The sequence below is a fragment of the Sorangiineae bacterium MSr11367 genome, from assembly GCA_037157805.1.
Lineage (GTDB): Bacteria > Myxococcota_A > Polyangia > Polyangiales > Polyangiaceae > Pendulispora > Pendulispora rubella.
Genome location: CP089983.1, coordinates 13,377,506 through 13,396,489, shown reverse-complemented (window position 1 = coordinate 13,396,489; position 18,984 = coordinate 13,377,506). Strand labels below are relative to the sequence as shown.

Genomic DNA, 18,984 nt, shown 5'->3' with positions numbered 1-18,984 from the left:
AGCGACGACTCTTCTACTGTTCGCACTCTTCGCCGAGGAAGGCCTGCAGCGGGACGACGGGGAGCTGCGCGTCGGTGATGGCGGCCAGCACCGCAGGCAGGGCTTTCACGCCGGCCGGTTCGTGGGTGCCCCGCTCTGATGCGTCGTGCAAAAGAACGATGGCACCGTCACGCAGCCCACGACGGATGCGGCGAACGACCTGCTCGGCATCGGCCCGCGCGAGCCCGTCGTGTCCGCTCACGCTCCATCCAACGACGGTGAGATCCATGGCGTCGGCCACGCGCGCGATGATGGGGTTCGTATGGCCAATCGGCGGACGAAACAGCATGGGGGACTCGCCGAGGATGTCGGCGAGCACTTGCATGGAGTGCGCGAGATCGTCGCGCACGTGCCGCTCACTGCGCAGGGAAAACAGGCGGTCGTGCGCGTAGGAGTGCAGCCCCACCGAGTGCCCGCGCGCGAGGATCTCGCGCACCAGTTGGGGGTGCTGCTCGGCTTTCTTGCCGATGACGAAGAACGTCGCCACCGCGTTCGAGCGCTCGAGCATGTCGAGCACGCGCGGCGTCCAATCCGGATCGGGCCCATCGTCGAAGGTGAGCACCACACCGCGTGCACCCGGAGGGCCGTCGATGATCGCGTCCACGTACGCGCGCAAGCGCAAGACGAAGACGCCGCCGAGGATCAATCCGACGTACGTGAGCGCGAGGCACGCCGAGACCCAGAGCGGGGGGGTGGCGATGAGCACGGCGCGCACCGAGAACAGCACCGCGCCGAGGCTCGCCGCGTAGAGAAGAAGCCGAAACGGCGGCATCAGAGGCACTCCGGCTTGACGCGCCGGATGCCGTTGGCGTCGATGGTGAACATGGGATCGCAATCTGGCGACCTCTCGGGTCGCGGTGCGGCGCTCGCCGAAGGGCGCATGCGCGGCGGCAACGCCGAAGGAGGTGGCACCGCTTTGGCGGGTGCCGTCGGCGCTTCCGCGTCGGGGGTGCGCGCAGGCACCGGGTCATGCGGCGGCGGGGCCTGCGGGGCGGATGCCGTGAGCACGGGGGCCGATGCCGCCGCGGTGGCGGGCGGATTCGACTCGCGCGAGACGGGGCGATCTCGCAGCGCGAAGGTCGAGATGCCCACAATGCCCAACACCGCGACCGAAACGATGGCGATGGTGCGCCCGCGCTTGGGTTTGCTCTCGGCGGGCGGCGGCTCGAACAGCGGCGTCTGCGCCGGCGGCGAGTGCACCGTTTGGGTGCCCGCCGTCTCGGAGACGACGGGGGATGACACGGCGGGCACGCCCGCGTCCGCCCCCGCGTCCTCGATTTGCGCAATGCGGGCCGCGCGATCGCGAAGCAGATTCCCCGCGTGCTCGCGCACGTACTCGGCCACGGCCTCCGGCTCCGCCGGCGGCAGAACGGCGCGAAGGGCCGAAGACATTTCCCCGCACGAGGGGAACCGCTCGTCCGGATCGCGCGAGAGCCCGCGCAGCACGAGGGCCTCCAGCTCCGGCCCGATCGCGGACGAGAAGCGACTTGGCGCGATCACCACGCCCTCGAGAACCTTGGCCACGATGGCGCCTTCGCTCGAGGCATCGAAGAGGCGCTGCCCGGTGAGAAGCTCCCAGAGCACCACGGACGCGGCGTATACGTCGGTCCGAGGGGAGACGCTCTGGTTCAACACCTGTTCCGGCGCCATGTACCGGAGCTTGCCCTTCACCCTGCCCTCACGCGTCGTTTGCAGGCGCACGGCCGCCTTCGCGATGCCGAAATCCAGCACGCGCGAGCGGCCATCGTCGCCCACGATGACGTTTTGTGGAGAGACATCGCGGTGGACGATGAATAAAGGCTCGCCTTCTTCGTCCGTGGCATCGTGGGCAGCCTGAAGGCCATCGAGCACGTCGATCAAAATCGTGCTCACCATGGACAAAGGGATCCTCGAGTCGGCGTCGCGGACGCGCGACTCGAGAAAGGACAGGGAGACGCCGTGCACATACTCCATGACCAAGAGCAGCTCGTGCCCGTGCTGGGCCGCGGCCAATGTCGTGACGATGTTCCGATGGCGAACTCGTGCGCTCAGGCGCGCTTCGTCCCTGAACATGTTGAGCGCCCCGCTCATCTCCACCACGTGCGGGTGAAGCCGCTTGATGGCCACCGTGCGCAAAAGACCATTTTCCTCGACCATTTGGCCGAGGTACACGGATGCCATCCCGCCGGAGGCGATCTTTTCATGGAGCACGTACCGGTCGATACGCCTCACAATTGGTACCCTATCACGCCATGAGCCAATCGACGACGCTCACCCTTCTCGACCGCCGGCGGGCCAGCCTGCCGTCGCTCGTCTTGGTGGCCAACATGGCGAGCACGCAGGAAGTGTCGCGTCCGTTCGGCCTGGCACCCATTGTCGTAGGGACTGGGAACGATTGCGATCTCATTGTGACCGATCCTGCGGTGTCCCGGCGTCACTGTCTCTTCCGCATAACGCCGCAGGGCATACTCGTCCGCGATCTCCAAAGCAAGAACGGGACATTCGTCAGCAACATCCGCGTGCAGGAAGCCCACGTGGCACCGGGCCACGTGCTGCAGATCGGCGGTGTGAGCCTGCGCATCCGCGTCACGGGCGAGCCATCGGAAATTCCGCTCTGGCCCGAAGCGAGCTTCGGCGGCGCGCTCGGGGGTTCGACGGTGATGCGCGCGCTCTTTCATCGGCTCCATCAAGCCGCGCAGTCGCCGGAGGTGGTGCTGTTGCGCGGTGAGTCGGGGACGGGCAAAGAGCTCCTGGCGCGGGCCATCCACGACGCGAGCCCCCGCGCGGATGGGCCGTTCGTCATCTTCGACGCGGCAGCGATCACGCCGGCGCTCTTCGAGGCGGAGCTCTTCGGTCATGTGCGCGGAGCCTTCACCGGCGCCGATGCCGACCGCACGGGCATGCTCGCCACCGCCGACGGCGGCACGCTTTTCCTCGACGAAATTGGCGAACTTCCGCTCGATCAGCAGCCCAAGCTGCTCCGGGTCCTCGAGTCGAAACAGTACCGTCCCGTCGGTTCCAATGAATGGCGAAGCTTCGATGCCCGGATCGTTGCAGCGACCCATCGCGATCTTCACGCGGCCACCGCCGCCGGCGAGTTTCGGCAGGACCTGTACTTTCGCCTTGCGGTGTTCGAATGCGTCGTGCCCCCGCTGCGCGAACGCAGCGACGACATCGAGCTGCTCGTGGAGCGATTTCTCGCGTCGGACATTCCGCCGCGCACTGTGCTCGACCTGCCGCACGGTGCCTTGGAAATGCTGGCCAGCCATCATTGGCCCGGCAATGTGCGCGAGCTGAGAAACACGGTGTCGCGGCTCCTGCTCTTTCCGCACATGCGCGAACGGGCGCTGGAGTTTCACGGGGTGGAGGGCGAAGCGCGGCGCGACTTCGACGCGCTGCTCGGGCTGTCGTGGCGTGATGCACGCGAACGCGTGATCGATCGGTTCGAGGCGAGCTACCTGCGCGAAAAGCTGCACGCGCACGACGGCAACGTGGCCAAGGCGGCCACGGACATGGGCATCTCGCGTCAGTTGGTGCACCGCTTGATGGTGCGCCACGGGATTCGGTGACTCAGCGAAACGGAACGGTGAGCGCAACGGACGGCTCACGCGGCCAGAGGACGATGGCCACGCCGATGGAGGTCGCGCCGGCCACGGCCACGCCGGCGGCGACCCACCACAACGTGCGGATCGAGTCGATGTCCGATTGTTCGCAGGTGGGCGCGCACGAGTCGCGCAAGGATGCGCGGTCGGCGTAGCCTTTGAGGGCGAGCCCGCCGGCCGTGGCCAATGCGGCCAGGCCGATGCCACCGAGCACGTACGACGGCGTGCGGCTCGCGCGCGGAGCAGGCCGCGGCGCCGCCCCGAAGCTCGTGCGCGCGGCCGAGGCCTGGACGGGCGCGATGGAGGCAAGGACCACGTGCACCACGTGATCGCGTTCCCCGACGTGGAACTCGGAGCGCACCTCCGCAGGGAAATAGCCTTGGCGCTCGAACCGAAACACGTGCCGCCCCGGCTCCACGAGCACCGAGGCTTCGTCGGCGGCGCCGTCGATGGCATGCCCATCGACCGCGACACGAACGCCTCCAAGCGGCCGTCCCTCGGCATCGCGCACGAAAAAGCGCGCCGTCGGCATGAGGTGCGCGAGCTCGCCGCGCCACTTCGCGCAATCCTCGGCGAGCTTCTCCGGGCACGTCTCCTCGCAGACGAGAAGCTCCGCCCGGGCCGCGGAAAGCCGCTCTTCGCGGCGCAACATCTGGGCGGCTTCGTACGACGCGGCACACCGCGCTTTGGCGGCATCGCCCGGCTCCGCGGCGCGAGCGACCGGCGCGGCGGGAAACGACGCCAGGATCGCTCCGACGCACACGCTCCACCTGCCGACGCCCGCTCGCATTGAGCCGGGCATCCTAGAGCAGTGCTCGGACCCGACTCTATCGTTTCGTGCGCTTTCCCGGCAGAACGTCGGCGGCGTCGTCCTCGTCGTCCTCGCTGGAGGCCACGCGCATCTTGTTGCCGGCGCCCTCTTTCTTTGCAGCCAGGCGGGGCTTCGACTCCGTCTTGCCATCGCCCGCGGCCTCCGGTGTGTTGTCCGCCGAATAGAAACCGGCCAGGACGGCGGCGATGAGCGGGAGCGACGTGGCAGGCAGCTCGGACAGCGACCCGGCGCCCGCCCCGAAGGAGGAAAGGTCCACGTCGAGCTGAAGCCACCTGCGCATGGCGTACATGAGGCCCGCGGCGACCAAAGCGCCAAAACCGGCCTTGAGGCCCGCCTCGATCTGACCTCCCTGCGCCCAGATGGGCTTGCCCGCCACGAGCCCGACGATGACGCCGGTCGCCGCGGCGAAGACGTACGCCAGCGCCGGCGAAAACGAGGTCAAACCGAGCCCCTTCACCACCACGGCGGCGACGAGCGAGCCCATCACGAGCCCGAGGACGAGGCCGACCAAGAGGCGTTTGATCATGGCGATTCTCAGCGTGACCAGCGTTGGCCGGTGCGTCAACCGCGAAGACGCGCCTGGAGGCGCGTTCGGCGTTCTCCGCGGCGATCTTCGGCCAGCGCGAGCGAAAGCGCGCGCGGATCATGCACCAGAACGACGAGGCGTTTGCCACGGGTGACCGCTGTGTAAAGAAGATTGCGCGACAACATGACGAAATGCGCGGTGACGAAGGGCAAAACCACCGCCGGATATTCGCTCCCCTGCGATTTGTGGATGCTCACGGCATACGCCAGCGCGAGCTCGTCGAGATCGCCGGCTTCGTATACGACTTTGCGCTCCTCGTCGTAACGGACGGTGAGGGTCTCTTGTTCCGCGTTGACCTCGATGACGATGCCGACGTCGCCATTGTACACTTCGCGGTCGTAGTCATTGCGCAACTGCATGACTTTGTCATGCAACCGGTACGTGCGGGCACCGCGCGTGAGTTGCGGCCCGCTCGGATTGAGCGCCGCCTGCAGGGCCTCGTTCAGGACGATGGTGCCCGCCGGCCCGCGGTGCATCGGCGTCAGCACCTGCACGTCGTGGCGCGGATCCATGCCGAAGCGCCGCGGAATGTGCTCGGTGAGCAGTTTGACGATGGTGTCGCGCGCCGCCTCCGCCGAGCTGCGCTCGACGAGGAAAAAATCCGCGTCGGGGCGGTTCGAGGCGACGGGGGGCTCCCCCATGTTGATGCGGTGGGCGCTCTGCACGATGAGGCTTTGCTCGGCCTGGCGGAAGATCTGCGTGAGCCGGACGCAGGGCACCGCGCCCGAGGCGATGACATCGCGCAGGACGGCGCCGGGGCCCACGCTGGGGAGCTGATCGACGTCGCCCACGAGGATCAAACGCGTCCCGTCGGCCAGCGCCTGCGTGATGGCATCGGCCATGGGCAAGTCGATCATCGAGGCTTCGTCGACGACGAGCGCGTCGCACTCCAGCGGGGTGGCGCGGTTTCGCTTGAACTCGCCGCGTTTCGGTTCGAACTCGAGCAGGCGATGCACCGTGGAGGCGCGCTGCCCGGTGGATTCCGCGAGGCGCTTGGCCGCGCGGCCGGTGGGGGCGCACAGGTGCACGTCGAGTTTTTCGCGATCGAGCACCGATAGGATCGCACGCACGATGGTCGTCTTGCCCACGCCGGGGCCCCCGGTGACCACGAGCACGGGGTTTTCGGCGGCGCGCGACACGGCATCGCGCTGCTCGGGCGCGAGCTCGACATCGGCAGCGCGCTCGAACTCGGTCATGGCCTGCGCGGCACCGCCGAGCCCGCGCGCGTTGGCCCGCGTGAGCTCGAGCAGGCGCCGCGCCACGCGCACCTCGGCGGCGTGCATCTTGGTGAGGAACACGAGCGGCTCGCCGTCTGCGAGCTCGGCCACCGCATAGCGCCCGCGCACCAAGGCACGCAGCGCCTCGCGCACGTGCTCGGCCATCGACGCGTCGTCGGGATCGAACCCGAGGAGCTGCATCGCTCGCCCGACGGCTTCATCCACCGTCACGCACGTGTGGCCCGCCTCGAGGGCGTCGTTCAAGGTCTGCAGGAGACCGGCCTGCATGCGCGCGGGCGAGTTGCTCCCCACCCCGAGCTCTTGGGCGATGCGATCGGCCGTCTTGAAGCCGATGCCCCACACGTCCATCGCGAGGCGGTACGGCTCGGTGGAGACGATGCGCACGGCATCGGCGCCGTAGCGCTTGTAAATGCGGCCCGCGAGCGCGCCCGAGGCGCCGTGGGCCTGCAGAAAGACCATCACGTCGCGCACCGCACGCTGTTCGCGCCAGGCCGTGGCCACCGTCTGCGAGCGCTTCTTGCCAAGGCCGTCGACCTCCGCCAGGCGGTCCGGCTCTTCGTCGAGCACGCGCAAGGTATCCATCCCGAAGTGCGCGACGATCTTCTTCGCGTACCCTTCGCCGATGCCCTTGATGAGGCCGGAGCCGAGGTAGCGTTCGACACCGACCAAGGTCGTGGGCAGCAGCTCGGTGACGGAAAGCGCGCGCAGCTGCTCGCCATGTTTGCGATCGCGCTCGAAGCGGCCGCGCACGCGAACGCGGGTGCCGGGCGTGACCTGCGGGAAGGTGCCCACGACCGTGAGCGGTTCCGCCCCCTCCCGCGCGAGCTTGACCACGCGAAAGCCGGAGTCCTGGCTCTCGAAGGTGACGCGGTCGATATCGCCTTCGAGGGTGACTTCGTCGCCTCCGCCGTGCGATGCGGTCAGCGCTGCGCCACGCGCTCGAAGCGGCATCGTCACGGGTTTCGCCACGCCTTCATCTTCGGCGAAATGCCGGGGCTTTGACGAGACTTCGTCTACGGGGGTGCATTTTTTCAGACTTGGCACTATTTGAGGCGGCGTGGCGCTCGCGACCTATGCTTTGCTCTGTTTCGGGTCGCTCTTTTCCATCATCGACCCCTTCGCGGCGCTCCCGGTGTTTCTCGCGCTCGTGGGCGGCCAATCGCCCGAGGCCCAGCGCCGCACGGCGCTTCGTGCATCGCTCACGCTGCTCGTCCTGCTCGTGACGTTCGGGCTCGCCGGGACGCTCATTTTCAAGTTTTTCGGCATCACGCTTTCGGCCTTCAAGATAGCCGGCGGCATCGTGCTCTTCGGCCTCGGCCTGGAGATGATGCACGCCAAGGATTCGGACTTGCGCAGCACGGAAGAAGAGCGCACCGAAGCCGAGACGAAGGCCGACGTCGGCGTCATCCCCCTGGGCATTCCGCTCTTGTCCGGCCCGGGCGCCATCGCCACGACGATGGTCCTGGTGGGCAAAGCCGAAGGCCTTGCGCAGCACGCGGCCATCTTCATCGCCATCGGTGCGGTGGCGCTCATCACCTTTTTGGTCCTTCGCTCGGCCCCCGTGGTGGCGCGCGTCCTCGGGCGCACCGGCATCAATTTGATTGGCCGCATCATGGGCCTCATCCTCGCGGCGCTGGCCATGCAGTTCATTCTCGACGGCCTCCGGGAAGCGTTTCCGAAAATCCTGGGGTAGCCGCCCCTATGTCCGGGCGGTTCGTTCGTTCCATGCTTTGTGAATCTCGTGGCGCTGGAACGAATCGACGTGGACCTCTGGAACGAGCTCATCGCGAGCCACGATCGGTCCGTCTTTCTGGCGCTTCTCGCGATGGGCTTGGCGCCCGATCGGGCGCGTGACCTCGCCCAGCGCACCTGGCTGACGCTCATGGAGCGGCATCGCGAGGGCAAGTTGGCGAGCCTGGAGCTCCCAGGCCTCGCGATCCGACAGGCGCAGTTCCTGGCGCGCGACGAGGGCCGGCAGCAGGTGCGCCAGCGGACATTGCTGCGCGACTGGCCGGGCCCCGAAGGCTACGAGGACGAGCCGCGCGTGCTGGCCCGCGAGGACGTGCGCACCGTCGAACGGGCGCTGCGTGGGTGCGCACCGGCGGCGCGGCGCATCTTTCTCGCAGTCTACGAGGAGTCGGCGACGCCGCATGCCGAGATGGCGCGGCGCCTGGGGATCTCGCTGCAGCATCTGCGGCAGACGCTGTGCGACGTACGCCGCGTGCTTCGCGCGGCCTTGGAGGATGGCCATGATTGAGGCCCATGTCACGGCGGAGGAGCTGATGGACTTCGTCCAAGGTCAACTCGCGCCGGTCGAGGAACGACGCATCGAGCAGCACGCGAACGGATGCAGCGCCTGCGCAAAACGGCTTTCCGCCGAGGCGTACCTGGAGCTCGCGATCCAAGGGGCCACGGTGAATCTGCGCCAGAAACGAGCGCGCGGGCCCTGGCCGTGGCTCGCGGCGGCGGCGATGGTCGCCGTGGTGGGCGGCGGCGCGATGTGGAAGGTCGCCGGCGGGCCGGAGGCGATTCGAGCCGAGTCCGAGCTCGGCGCGGCAACGAAGAATCCGTGGCACCTCCTCTACACGGACGCGGACGGCGCAACGCGTTTTGCGACGGCGACGGATCCCACGGTGCTCTTCCGGGGTTCGCCGAGCCGCGTGCTTCGTGGGGAGCCATCGGCACGCAGCGACGGCGCACGCCTGGCGCAGAGGTTTCAGGCGACGAAGTACCTCGGCAAGCGGGTGCGACTTTCGGCATGGCTTCGAACCGAAGGTGTTACGTACGGCGCCGGCCTCAGCGTCCAAGCGCAGAAACTCGGCGAGACATGGGACAAGGCCAAGTTTCGAGGCGCGGAAGGCATACCGCCGGAACGCGCGATCAAAGGAACGACCGACTGGGCTCCCTATGAGCTCACCTTCGACGTCTCGGCCGACGCGAGCATCGTCATTGTCGACGTCTTTCTCGACGGCGGCGGCCGCGTATGGGTCGCCGAGCCAATGTTCGAGATCGTCGGCCCAACCTCGACGCAGCAAACCAGCGAGGTCCCGGGTCCGGTCGATCCGAGCCTTCCGGACGATTTTCGTCGCTAGGGCACGGCGCGCGGATCGCGGAGGATGGCCTCCGTGAAGCTCGGGCGCAGGTAAAAACCACGCGGGACGGTCGCAATCGGCTCGCCGTCGGGGCCGTGCGCGATGGTGCGCGCCCGACCATTGGCCGCCTTCGGACGCACCTGGAGCCAGCGACCGATCCGCGCCGTGAGTTGCTCGATTCCCCCGCTGGCGATGATCCCCATGACGTCGTCGAAGTCGCCTTGGAAAACGGCATCTTGCTCGCGCGAGGGGCGCCAGAAGACCGGCTCGAGCACGACGCGCTCGTTCCACGCCGCGTGCTCGCGCGTGAGGATCGGCAGCCAGAGCACGTGCGAGAGCTTCGTGCGCACCCACGAGCCGCGCCACTCCATGGCATCCGCGTGCCCGAGTGGAAGGGCGCACACGAAGGTGGACTCACGCGGCCGCCCGCGTTCGTCCACCGGCACCGTTTTCAGCTCGATGCCGAGGTGCGGAAAATCGAGCAAGCTCCGAGGATCCCCATTGGAAGGCGGCCCCGCCACCGCACCGGCACCGAGCGCCCGCTCCACGAGCTCCCCCGCTTTTCCCTTGGTATGCAACGCCGCCTGCCCCAACGCGAAGCGCAGCTCCCGCGCGAGATCGCCCAAGGTGCGCCCCGTCAGACAATGCGCCCGCACACGCAGATCGTGTTCGTCACGCGGAGGCGGCACGGGAGACGGGGGCATGCGTGCGACTATGGATCAGACGTACGATTTCTGGACGGCGAATCGACCAACCCCGCACGAAGTTGCGCGAGAAAGCGCACAAAATCATCGATGCCAACCGGTGGCATAGCACGACGCGGGTGTCAGAGTCCGACGACTCGAGAAAGCTTTCAGCGTCTCGAATCACGACGCGGCACACGAGGTGCACTCTTCTCAACCGCATCACGAGAAAACGAAATGACGCACTCTTTAGCTTCCTTAACCTGCACGTTCTTTATGAGCGGGACGTTTCTCCTCGTCGCAGGCTGCTCGAGCCACGACGATGCCCGTAGAGCGCCGTCGCTCGAAAACCCCGGCGAGACATCCACCAGAGGCGAGGCGCCGCCTATCCAACCACCGCCAGGTCCGGACGACGTCGTGGGCCTGGTGCGAACGCGAAGGGATGGGCCGGTCGCCGGCGCGACCATCTCGAGCGGCGAAATCGTCACCACGACCGATACGTGGGGTCGTTTCGTTCTGCGAAACGTTCCACCGAAGTATGACCTGATGTCCACGCAAGACGGTCGAGCCCAAATCTTTCATGGTCTCACGACACGAAGGCCGACGATTCAGAATCACAGAAACGATGGGTGGTTCAATACCACCCCCGTTCATATCGACTATTCCGACGCCACGACGATCGGCTCCGAGCGCATCACCTTTGCCGTGCGCGACGACCTCGGCACGGAAGAGATCTTTTATGGGGCAATGGGCCCCAACACCTTGGATTCGACGATCTTCTGGGCGGGGCCGACATCCGAGCTGACGGGGACGTTCCTGTCCCTGGAATACGAGAGACCAAATCGGTACGGGCCGCCACATTATCTCGGTATCGCGACCGCGCCTATGCGTCTATTGCCGGACCAGAAAGCCAACTTCCACCCCATCTATTCGCCCATTGCAAAGACGACGACGATCACGGGCGTCGCGAGAGCCGCTCCCGGAACGACGATTTACAATAGCTACTTGCGACTTAGCTTTGGCGGCCTTTACTCCATCCTCGACCGGACCCACTCGATTTACACGCAACCCGAGCAGTTCATCGTGCCCGAGATCGCAGGAGCCTCGTGGGCGATCGAGTACGAGGCCTATACAACAGGAGCGCCCGACTCGAGTGGTGGCGCGCGCTCGGCCATGATCGTACCCGTTGGCGCGGACGGCTCGGTGCCGGAAGTTGACCTGCCAGCACCGCCTCGAATCATTTCGCCCGCCGAGGGTACCACGGACTTCGGCGTCGGCTCCGAAATCGTATGGCAAGGCGAAGGCGCGTGCACCGTGAGCATGGGTGATACCGACTACAAGCACTCCGTCAGCTTCACCACGCTCGAATCCCATCTCACGATGCCTGATCTTTCGGCCGCGGGCATGCCACTCGAACACGGCCGGCAATACCGCATTTTCGTGTGGTGCCATCGCCGATCCAACCGCGCGCCGAGCGATGATCCGGTGCTGGATTTCACGGACTACTACCTCGGGAGCCCCGCCGGGACCTCAGGGTATGCCCGCAACTTCGTCGTCACGGCCCGCTGACCGCTCGACGCTCAGGTACATGCTCATCAACCTCGGAAATCGCGCCATGACGTTCTCGAACATCACACGGACGACACTCGCATTGGGCGGAGCCCTCCTCCTCGCCGGCTGCTCGGCCCACGACGATGGGGCTTCCAGCGACCGTGATCCAGCCACGAAAACCCCAGCCGGAAAGCCCTCCGGGAATGAATCCCCCCCCACCGAGGCCCCTCCCATCGATCCACCACCCGGCCCCAACGACGTGGTGGGCGTGGTTCAGGGTCGCCTGGGCGGACCGGTCCCCGGCGCGACCATTGCCAGCGGCGACGTCATCATCAAGACCGACGCATGGGGGCGCTTCGTGCTGCGAAACCTGCCGCCGAAGTACGATCTGCAGTGCGGGATCGATGGCCAGGGGGAAGTTTATTATGGCCTAACGACCCGAAACCCCACGATTCAGAGTTATGCCAATGGCTGGTACAACCGCGCACCGATTCATCTCGACTACTCCGAAGCGACGTCGACGAATTCGCGACGGCGGTCTTTCACGGTAGGGGACGATGGCTCCACGAGAAACATCCTGGCCCCGAGCGCCCCACCCGATGCAGTCGACACATCGCTCTATTGGGCCGGACCGACCCCTGCTCTCACGGGCAGGTTTTTCTCGTTGGAGCATGACACGTCGACGTCTGGGCCACCCACACGCTACCTCGGTTACGCGTTCTCTCCGATGCGCCTCTTACCGTCGAATCGAGAGACGACGACCTTCAAGCCGACATACTTGCCAATCACCACGACGTCGACGGTTACGGGTGTCGCTCGGCCGCCGCCAGGGGTAAGCGGTTACGAGACGTATTTGCTCGTTCACTTCGGTGGCCAGTACGACATCGTCAATTTGGATCATCCTAGTCACGCGGTCCCCGCGGAGTTCGTCGTGCCCGAGGTTCCGGGGGCCTCCTGGGCGCTCCAGTATCGGGTCTATGGGCCCGGACTTGGATTCGAGGGCGCAAGCTCGAGTGTCATCGTCCCCATTTCGACGGACGGGTCCGTCCCGGATGTCGATATTCCCGTCGCTCCGAAGATCATCTCGCCGGCCGACGGCGCAGCGGACTTTGGCGTAGGTTCCGAAATCGCATGGGAAGGCGGCGAAGGCGCATGCACCGTAAACGTGTTCTTCAAGGGAGTTTCTTGGGCAATTAGCCTGACGACGCTTACGTCTCGGTTCACGATGCCCGATCTGTCGGCGGTGGGCGTTCCCATCGCGCGTAGATTCCAATACACGATCAACGTGCAGTGCAGCCAGCGAGCCAATCGACCACCGGATGCCGACCCCGTGCTCGATGCCGCGCGGTACATTGGCGGGCAGTACAATCTCGGAACTTCCGCGAAGAGCCGCAACGTCTCAGTCACTTCGCCGTGATCCTCACGGGCACGTGCTCATCGATGTGATCCAGCCGTCGATGAGCTTCGTGCCCTCCGTGTGAACGACCTGGGTGGCCAGCGGTGGCATGCGGATGCCCAAATCCGTCGCGTGCATGCGCAGCGAGACGATGGACTTCGACGGATCGCCCGGGATGAGCAGCTTGGCGCCTCGAATGTCCAGGTCCCCGGAGAAGGGCTCGGCGTTGCAAAACCCGGCGGCGCCGGCGGTTTGCGAAAAGCGGAAGTCCATGGGACCGACGCCGCCGCCCTCGGGACGATGGCAATGGGAGCAATTGATATGCAAATAGGCGCGCGCGCGAAGTTCGATGTTCTCGGTGCCATCGGGCCGCGGGTAGCGCGGAAGTGAAGCCATCTCGCCGAGCGGCGCGGCGAACATGCCAATGTGCTCGAGGGTGGCGAGCTGGTTCGCCGTTCGCTGCGTGCTCGGATAGAACATGTCGCCATTGAGCTGCGCATTCTCCAGCCCCAAGGAGCGGCCGGCCGCCGCCGTGTGGCACTGCAGGCAGTGCGTGCGACCCGGAATGGTCCATTCCTGCGTGCCGACGGTCTTCGTCTTGATGGCCGGCAGCAACGTCGCATCCGACTGCGTATCGTTCCACTCGTACGTGTAACCGGCCCAATCACCATCTTGGTGTCGGACGAAGAGCCGCGTTTCGACGAGCTTGTCCCCCAAGGCAAATTGCTTCATCAGCACGGTGCCATTGGGAAAGTCCCAATCGCCGTCTTGCTGCACGGTGATCTTCGAACCGTCGGGGATGGCCAACCACCGCTTTTTGCTCGCCCCGTCCGACCAGAGCGGCGCATTGACGTCGAAGGGAACGAGGCCCGCCGCGGGCTCCTTCGGATTCGACGCGTTCACGCACCCTGTCGCGGACAGCGTCTGCGGAAACGGCTGCGAGCCGCCCGGCGCGGCGTCGATGCGGAAAAGCTGCCCGTGCAAATAATCGATGACGTAGAGCTCACCGTCCGCACCTTCGGCGAGCGAAGACACGTTGAAGCCCGCCATGGCCAAGTCTTCGATGGCCCGGGTCTCCATGTTCATCCGCGAAATGCGGCCCGACGACAGATCCGCGAAGACGTACGACCCCACGAGAAACGGGATGTTCTTCCCGCGGTACACGTACCCGCCAATGATGCCGCGGTCCCCATTGCCATGCTTGTATTCGGCATACGGATCGACCAGCCCCGGCTGCGGGCAAGGGTATCTACCCGTGCAGTGTGAGCCTTCTTTGATGCGCCACCCGTAATTCCCCCCGCCCTCGATCTTGTCGATCTCCTCGTACGTATCGTCCCCCACGTCGCCCGCCCAGAGCACGCCGGTTTCACGATCGAAGCTGAATCGCCACGGATTGCGAAAACCACGGGCCCACATCTCCTTGAGATCGCCGTTGGTATTGTGGGCCCAGGGATTGTCGTCGGGGATGAGGTACTGCTCGGTATCGGTGGGCTTGATGCGGAGAATCTTGGAGAAGAAGCCTTTCGTATCCTGGCCTTTCTCACCGCTCTCTTCGCCGCCGTCGCCGAATCCAATGTAGAGATAACCCTGCTTGTCGAACACCATCGCCGAGTTCTTGTGTTCGATCGCCGGCGCATCGAAATCGAGCGGCTTGCCCTCGGGGGACACCAAAGTCCGCTCCGTGGTGCGATCCAGCTCGTTCACGTTCTCCTTGCGCTTGATGCGCCTGACCACCGACTTCATATCGACGGGGCTGGAAGCGCTGTGCGTGGTGTACGAGAGGTACGCCGTGCGATTGATGGCATAATTGGGATCGAAGGCAAATCCCAATAGCCCGCCCTCGTTGGAGGGTAAACCCGAGGTGACCTCGTTGGGCTCGAATCGAATGAAATCCTTTTTGGCGGCGACGTCTTGCCGATTGTCGAATACCTGAATGGACGCAGCCGGCCCACCGTCCAATCCCTGCTCCACGACGTACCATTTGCTCGCGTCGCCAGGTGCTTGCACCATGAACAGCGGAAGCTCGAAGTCGAGGTCGGGAAAGGCCCTGGTGAGCTTGATGGTCCCCGCGGGTCGGTCCGGGGCCAAGCACGTCGTGTTCGACGGGCGCGCATCGAGCCCGAAGGGACCGGGAAGGCCTCCCGCATCGGGCGAAGAAGAGGAAGAACTGGAGCAGTCGGTGGCGCCCGCGGCCACGAGCAAGATGGCCGCGGGTGTCAGGCGCCGAAGGGCATGCATCACATCCGTTGTATACGCGACCTCCGGTCGTGGTGGATATTTACATTAGTGTCTCGACGGATATTTCCACCAAGCAGAAGCGTTCTCTATCGGCGCAAACGCCGAAGCCGTCGTGCCGCGAACAGCGCCACCATCATGATGCCCGTGCCGGTCGTCCAACTCGAGCCGCGCGCCATCGCACATCCACTGCCCGACGGCGCGCCATCCGTAGCAGCCTCGATCGTACCGCTGCGGAGCGACACGCGTTTGGCGCGCGCCACAGGACAGGCCTGCGCGGGGCCTTCGCCGCTGGCCATCAGCGCCAGGTGGTTGCCCACGGTGCGCTCACGCCCGTCCGTTGGATAATTGAGCACGCCTTCGCCTTCGAGCCACATGGTCGAGGAGCCGCCGCCATCCAGATTGAGCGCGTCGTGGGCACCGAGGTCTTGCATGAGCTCCCCCAGCTCGGTGCACGTCATGCCCACGCGCGTGGTCGCACGGCCATCGACCACCGCGATGAAGAGCGTGCGCCGATCCTCGGACAACCCGATGGCCGTGCGCGGATTGCGTTTGCACAACGTCGCATGGCCCGAGGTATCGGGAATGGCCCCTTCGCGGAGCACCGTGGGCCTGCCGCCCACGACCTCGTGCATCCAATCCTCCGTTTCCTGAACGACCCAATCGGGAATGAGCTCCAGGCGGTTTTCACCAATGGCCACTTGGCCCGTGCTCGGGTCGTCCGGGATGTTCGACGGCGGCCACGGCTCACCATCGCCCACGGCGATTCCTCGTTCCAGACCGAAGCCTGACACGAAGAAGTCACCGTTGACGGCGGCTTGGGCCTCCACCGAAGAGCCAAAGTCGGACGTGCGCTGCCCGCGCTCATCGAACTTCGTCGCACGGAACGAAATACCGTCTTGGCAGAGGTCGACCTCCAGTACATGGATATTTTGATTCGGCTCCGTCGTCACCCGATGCAGGTGGCGAACGCCGGGAAACGGATCCGTCCAGGTGTCTTCCGCGGCAGCGGTCCCAGCCGACGCAAGGCCAACGGCGACGAGGGCGGGGATGATTAGGTATTTCACGGTACACCTCCCTGTGAAGGCGCCCGATAATAGGACATGCGCAGAGCGCGGGTGTTGGCGGTGATGATCCTTTTTGCATCGTGCCGGCGCACACCCGCCCCGCAAGGTGCACCGCCGGAGGTGCCGGTCGACGCGGAAGCGATCGCGGATGCCGGCGATGCGGGGACGGACGCCACTGCGGAAGACGCCACCACTGGCGCATCGGATCCCATGCAGCTCCATCGCGAGACGCAGGACGAGCTGCTCGCCTTGTTCGACCTCCGGCGCCTCACGCCGGCGGAGAAGCGGCACATCCAGCCGGACCGCTTTCTGCGCAGCGAAATCGGCACCGATGGCCCGAGCCGGATGAACCAAGGCAACAAGGCCATCGCGAGCCATCTCATTTCACGCGAGCAGTGCCTCGCGGGCCTCCGTGGCATCACCCTTCAAACCGAAAAGCAGCACGCGACGTGCGGCGCGGAGAACATGGTGCCGATTTGGAAAAAGGGAAAAGCGCCGTCGTTCTGCATCGACGTGTTCGAGTTTCCGAACAAGGCGTGCGAGCTTCCCTTCGTGTGGGCGCCGCCCACCTCGGCGAAGAAGGTGTGCGAGCTGCAGGGCAAGCGTCTGTGCTCGGACACCGAGTGGAACATGGCCTGCCGCGGCGATCCCGAGGGCGGCGAAGACTGGCGCTACGCCTACGGCTCGAAGCTCGACCTCGACGTGTGCAACGATCAGAAAGGGCACATCCGCACGTGCATCGTGCGCGATGCGAAGACGGCGTGGGCCACCTGCGCCACGGAAACGGAGCCCTCGGGCTCGTACCCACGTTGCCGTTCACGCTTCGGGGTCTTCGACCAACACGGCAATGTGGCCGAGGTGATGATGCGCCACCAAGGCGATCACGTGGTGACGCAACTCAAAGGGAGCGCCTGGTACTACAACGAGCTCGCGAAGGAACCGCGCGAGCCCCCTCCGGCCTCCACGCCCAACAAGCGAGACGCCTACCCGGATCATTGCAACTTCGACCCACGCTGGCACGTGGAGCCGATCGACAGTGCGTACCATGTGAATTACCACCTCGGGTTTCGCTGCTGTAAGAGCGTCACTCCAAGTAGCTCTGCAAAAGAGCGGCACGGCGGGTGAGCTCGTCGACCTCGCGGTGTTCCGGATCGAAGAGGAAGCGGGAGAGCTTCGCGGGGCCTTGGCGGTAGGGTGAAATATGGAATCGGCCATCGAGGGTGGCATTTTCCTGGCCGTGGCAACCGTCGCAGGTCCCCGCCGCGAAAGCGTGGCGCAGAGGCTCGTCGATCCCAGGCAGGGTCCACGGGCCCGCTCCGAGCTCGATGCGATCGGCCAGCATGTCCGTGGGAAGCTCGTAGCGATCCTCGAGGATGGCCTGGCGGTGCGCGGAGACGAAATCGCGAAGGGCCGTGCTTCCGTCCATCGCGTGCGCCGGCGTGCGCCGTAGACCGGCCGGCATCAAACGAGGGGACGCGGACGATGGGTCGATGTGGAACTCGCGCACTACCGGAGGATCGGAGCGGGCATCCTGAAGGCGCACTTGCGCTAGGTGCTCGGGGCGGACGAAGTCGTCGATGAGCGCGGAAAGGCTTTTCATGTAGTCTGCATCGAACGATGGGTGCGCGCCGAGGGCATGCCATCGAGCCGCCCATTCCGCTCGTGACCCGGGGAGACGAAACTCGAGAATGAGCGTGACGGGCCGATCGGCGGCGCCGAAAACGAGGCGGCCTTCGCCCGCACCGGCGGCTTGCTCCGAGAGATCGATGCGGTTGGCCACGGCCAGCGGGCGCATGGCGCCTCCCAGCGTGTCGTCGGGCTCCAGGCCGAGGCGATCCATCACGTGCTCGAAGGCGAACACGGGGTGGGTCATCACGGTCTCGTCCACGATGAGCAGCTCCTTGAAGGGGTCCACCGGAGGCTTGTCGCCCTCGGTGCCCGACGTGATAGGGCCGCAGGCCGCCGCGGCGAGAACGAGCGCACGAAGCGCCTTCACAGGGCCCGCACGACGCCGAGGGTGAACGCGAAGGGCGGGCCGCCGATCCACTCGGACCCCGCGGGGCGGACTCCGCGCAAGATGAGCATCGCGTCGGCGAATACGGTGGTTCGGTCGAACACGGAGATGGCACCGCCTGCGCCTACGGTGTTCCAGATACCCCATGGGGTATCGCGCTCCACGACGCGTCGATTGTTGTACGTGACGACCATCTCACCGCGCTCGTCGCGCGAGGGAAGCCCCAGTGCCGCAATGGCCCCTGCCCCGACCTGCGCATAGAACGACTCACCGAAGCGGCGCTCGAGACGAAGGCCCGGCTGCGCGAGAAACCACGGGGGACCACTGCCGAAAAAGCCTTCGCCCGTGGGGTAATAGAGGAGCGGCGTGACCAGCGACACACGGGTGCCCGAGGCATCGAGCGGAAGCCCCACGCGCGGACGCAGACCGGCGCCGAATACGAACGGCGTGATGCCGACGATGGCCCCGATGGCAAATCCCTCCGTGGGCGCATAGGCCAGCTCGCCCATGCCGACGAAAGGAACCCCCGTCGCAACGCCCACCGAGCCATGGTGTGCACCGGGGAAGACCGGATCGGCGGCGGAGGCACGCCCCGGTGTCAAAAGCGAAAGAGAAACGAATGCAATGGGAACGATAAGGAACCGCATACGTGCTTGCCGGAGCACGCGTC

17 protein-coding genes are annotated in these 18,984 nt (G+C 65.9%); 7 read left to right on the top strand and 10 right to left on the bottom strand.

The window, feature by feature from the left end; all coding sequences use genetic code 11:
• Positions 1-13: 13 nt before the first annotated feature.
• Positions 14-811 carry a polysaccharide deacetylase family protein gene (locus LVJ94_52290; protein ID WXB05465.1) on the bottom strand — a complete coding sequence of 266 codons (798 nt, stop codon included), beginning with the start codon at positions 809-811 and terminating at the stop codon, positions 14-16.
• On the bottom strand, positions 811-2,250 hold the full coding sequence (locus LVJ94_52285; protein ID WXB05464.1) for a protein kinase: 1,440 nt from the start codon (positions 2,248-2,250) through the stop codon (positions 811-813). The genes LVJ94_52290 and LVJ94_52285 overlap by 1 nt, the downstream gene beginning before the upstream one ends.
• Positions 2,251-2,270: 20 nt before the next feature.
• Between LVJ94_52285 and LVJ94_52280 the strand changes: the two genes are divergently transcribed.
• Positions 2,271-3,587, top strand: coding sequence for a sigma 54-interacting transcriptional regulator (locus LVJ94_52280; GenBank protein ID WXB05463.1), 1,317 nt, complete (start codon positions 2,271-2,273; stop codon positions 3,585-3,587).
• Position 3,588: 1 nt separating this feature from the next.
• Here LVJ94_52280 and LVJ94_52275 read toward each other — a convergent pair whose 3' ends face one another.
• The 3 genes from LVJ94_52275 to LVJ94_52265 are packed head-to-tail and all read right to left on the bottom strand — an operon-like array spanning position 3,589 to position 7,245.
• Positions 3,589-4,410, bottom strand: coding sequence for a hypothetical protein (locus tag LVJ94_52275; GenBank protein WXB05462.1), 822 nt, complete (start codon positions 4,408-4,410; stop codon positions 3,589-3,591).
• A gap of 37 nt (positions 4,411-4,447) precedes the next feature.
• On the bottom strand, positions 4,448-4,978 hold the full coding sequence (locus LVJ94_52270; protein WXB05461.1) for a hypothetical protein: 531 nt from the start codon (positions 4,976-4,978) through the stop codon (positions 4,448-4,450).
• Between the two features lie 35 nt (positions 4,979-5,013).
• Positions 5,014-7,245, bottom strand: a complete 2,232-nt coding sequence (locus tag LVJ94_52265; GenBank protein WXB05460.1) for an ATP-dependent RecD-like DNA helicase — start codon at positions 7,243-7,245, stop codon at positions 5,014-5,016.
• Between the two features lie 88 nt (positions 7,246-7,333).
• Here LVJ94_52265 and LVJ94_52260 point away from each other — a divergent pair, with 88 nt between their 5' ends.
• The 3 genes from LVJ94_52260 to LVJ94_52250 are packed head-to-tail and all read left to right on the top strand — an operon-like array spanning position 7,334 to position 9,368.
• Positions 7,334-7,969, top strand: a complete 636-nt coding sequence (locus LVJ94_52260; protein WXB05459.1) for a MarC family protein — start codon at positions 7,334-7,336, stop codon at positions 7,967-7,969.
• A 48-nt stretch (positions 7,970-8,017) separates the two neighbouring features.
• The gene (locus tag LVJ94_52255; protein WXB05458.1) at positions 8,018-8,533 is read left to right on the top strand and encodes a hypothetical protein; all 516 of its coding nucleotides are present in this window, start codon (positions 8,018-8,020) and stop codon (positions 8,531-8,533) included.
• On the top strand, positions 8,526-9,368 hold the full coding sequence (locus LVJ94_52250; protein WXB05457.1) for a zf-HC2 domain-containing protein: 843 nt from the start codon (positions 8,526-8,528) through the stop codon (positions 9,366-9,368). The genes LVJ94_52255 and LVJ94_52250 overlap by 8 nt, the downstream gene beginning before the upstream one ends.
• Here the strand turns inward: LVJ94_52250 and LVJ94_52245 are convergent.
• A complete protein-coding gene (locus LVJ94_52245) occupies positions 9,365-10,072 on the bottom strand; it encodes a DNA mismatch repair protein MutH (protein WXB05456.1) in 708 nt (235 codons plus the stop codon). The two genes, LVJ94_52250 and LVJ94_52245, sit on opposite strands and share 4 nt — an antisense overlap.
• 405 nt (positions 10,073-10,477) lie before the next feature.
• Between LVJ94_52245 and LVJ94_52240 the strand changes: the two genes are divergently transcribed.
• A complete protein-coding gene (locus tag LVJ94_52240) occupies positions 10,478-11,620 on the top strand; it encodes a hypothetical protein (GenBank protein WXB05455.1) in 1,143 nt (380 codons plus the stop codon).
• Between the two features lie 46 nt (positions 11,621-11,666).
• On the top strand, positions 11,667-13,019 hold the full coding sequence (locus LVJ94_52235) for a hypothetical protein (GenBank protein ID WXB05454.1): 1,353 nt from the start codon (positions 11,667-11,669) through the stop codon (positions 13,017-13,019).
• A gap of 3 nt (positions 13,020-13,022) precedes the next feature.
• Here LVJ94_52235 and LVJ94_52230 read toward each other — a convergent pair whose 3' ends face one another.
• On the bottom strand, positions 13,023-15,236 hold the full coding sequence (locus tag LVJ94_52230; protein ID WXB05453.1) for a PQQ-dependent sugar dehydrogenase: 2,214 nt from the start codon (positions 15,234-15,236) through the stop codon (positions 13,023-13,025).
• Positions 15,237-15,322: 86 nt separating this feature from the next.
• On the bottom strand, positions 15,323-16,300 hold the full coding sequence (locus LVJ94_52225; GenBank protein WXB05452.1) for a phosphodiester glycosidase family protein: 978 nt from the start codon (positions 16,298-16,300) through the stop codon (positions 15,323-15,325).
• Between the two features lie 36 nt (positions 16,301-16,336).
• Between LVJ94_52225 and LVJ94_52220 the strand changes: the two genes are divergently transcribed.
• Positions 16,337-17,425, top strand: a complete 1,089-nt coding sequence (locus tag LVJ94_52220; GenBank protein WXB05451.1) for an SUMF1/EgtB/PvdO family nonheme iron enzyme — start codon at positions 16,337-16,339, stop codon at positions 17,423-17,425.
• Here LVJ94_52220 and LVJ94_52215 read toward each other — a convergent pair.
• Entirely contained in the window at positions 17,385-18,296 is a 912-nt protein-coding gene (locus LVJ94_52215) for a hypothetical protein (protein WXB05450.1), read from the bottom strand. The two genes, LVJ94_52220 and LVJ94_52215, sit on opposite strands and share 41 nt — an antisense overlap.
• On the bottom strand, positions 18,293-18,961 hold the full coding sequence (locus LVJ94_52210) for a hypothetical protein (GenBank protein WXB05449.1): 669 nt from the start codon (positions 18,959-18,961) through the stop codon (positions 18,293-18,295). The genes LVJ94_52215 and LVJ94_52210 overlap by 4 nt, the downstream gene beginning before the upstream one ends.
• Positions 18,962-18,984: the final 23 nt, after the last annotated feature.

What these genes read in the sequence shown, in the direction of transcription:
- LVJ94_52280 (WXB05463.1), top strand. Translation starts at nt 2,271, where the DNA reads ATGAGCCAATCGACGACGCTCACCCTTCTCGACCGCCGGCGGGCCAGC.
- LVJ94_52210 (WXB05449.1), bottom strand. Translation starts at nt 18,961, where the DNA reads ATGCGGTTCCTTATCGTTCCCATTGCATTCGTTTCTCTTTCGCTTTTG.
- LVJ94_52245 (WXB05456.1), bottom strand. Translation starts at nt 10,072, where the DNA reads ATGCCCCCGTCTCCCGTGCCGCCTCCGCGTGACGAACACGATCTGCGT.
- LVJ94_52250 (WXB05457.1), top strand. Translation starts at nt 8,526, where the DNA reads ATGATTGAGGCCCATGTCACGGCGGAGGAGCTGATGGACTTCGTCCAA.
- LVJ94_52235 (WXB05454.1), top strand. Translation starts at nt 11,667, where the DNA reads ATGACGTTCTCGAACATCACACGGACGACACTCGCATTGGGCGGAGCC.
- LVJ94_52220 (WXB05451.1), top strand. Translation starts at nt 16,337, where the DNA reads ATGCGCAGAGCGCGGGTGTTGGCGGTGATGATCCTTTTTGCATCGTGC.
- LVJ94_52275 (WXB05462.1), bottom strand. Translation starts at nt 4,410, where the DNA reads ATGCGAGCGGGCGTCGGCAGGTGGAGCGTGTGCGTCGGAGCGATCCTG.
- LVJ94_52230 (WXB05453.1), bottom strand. Translation starts at nt 15,236, where the DNA reads ATGCATGCCCTTCGGCGCCTGACACCCGCGGCCATCTTGCTCGTGGCC.
- LVJ94_52270 (WXB05461.1), bottom strand. Translation starts at nt 4,978, where the DNA reads ATGATCAAACGCCTCTTGGTCGGCCTCGTCCTCGGGCTCGTGATGGGC.
- LVJ94_52290 (WXB05465.1), bottom strand. Translation starts at nt 811, where the DNA reads ATGCCGCCGTTTCGGCTTCTTCTCTACGCGGCGAGCCTCGGCGCGGTG.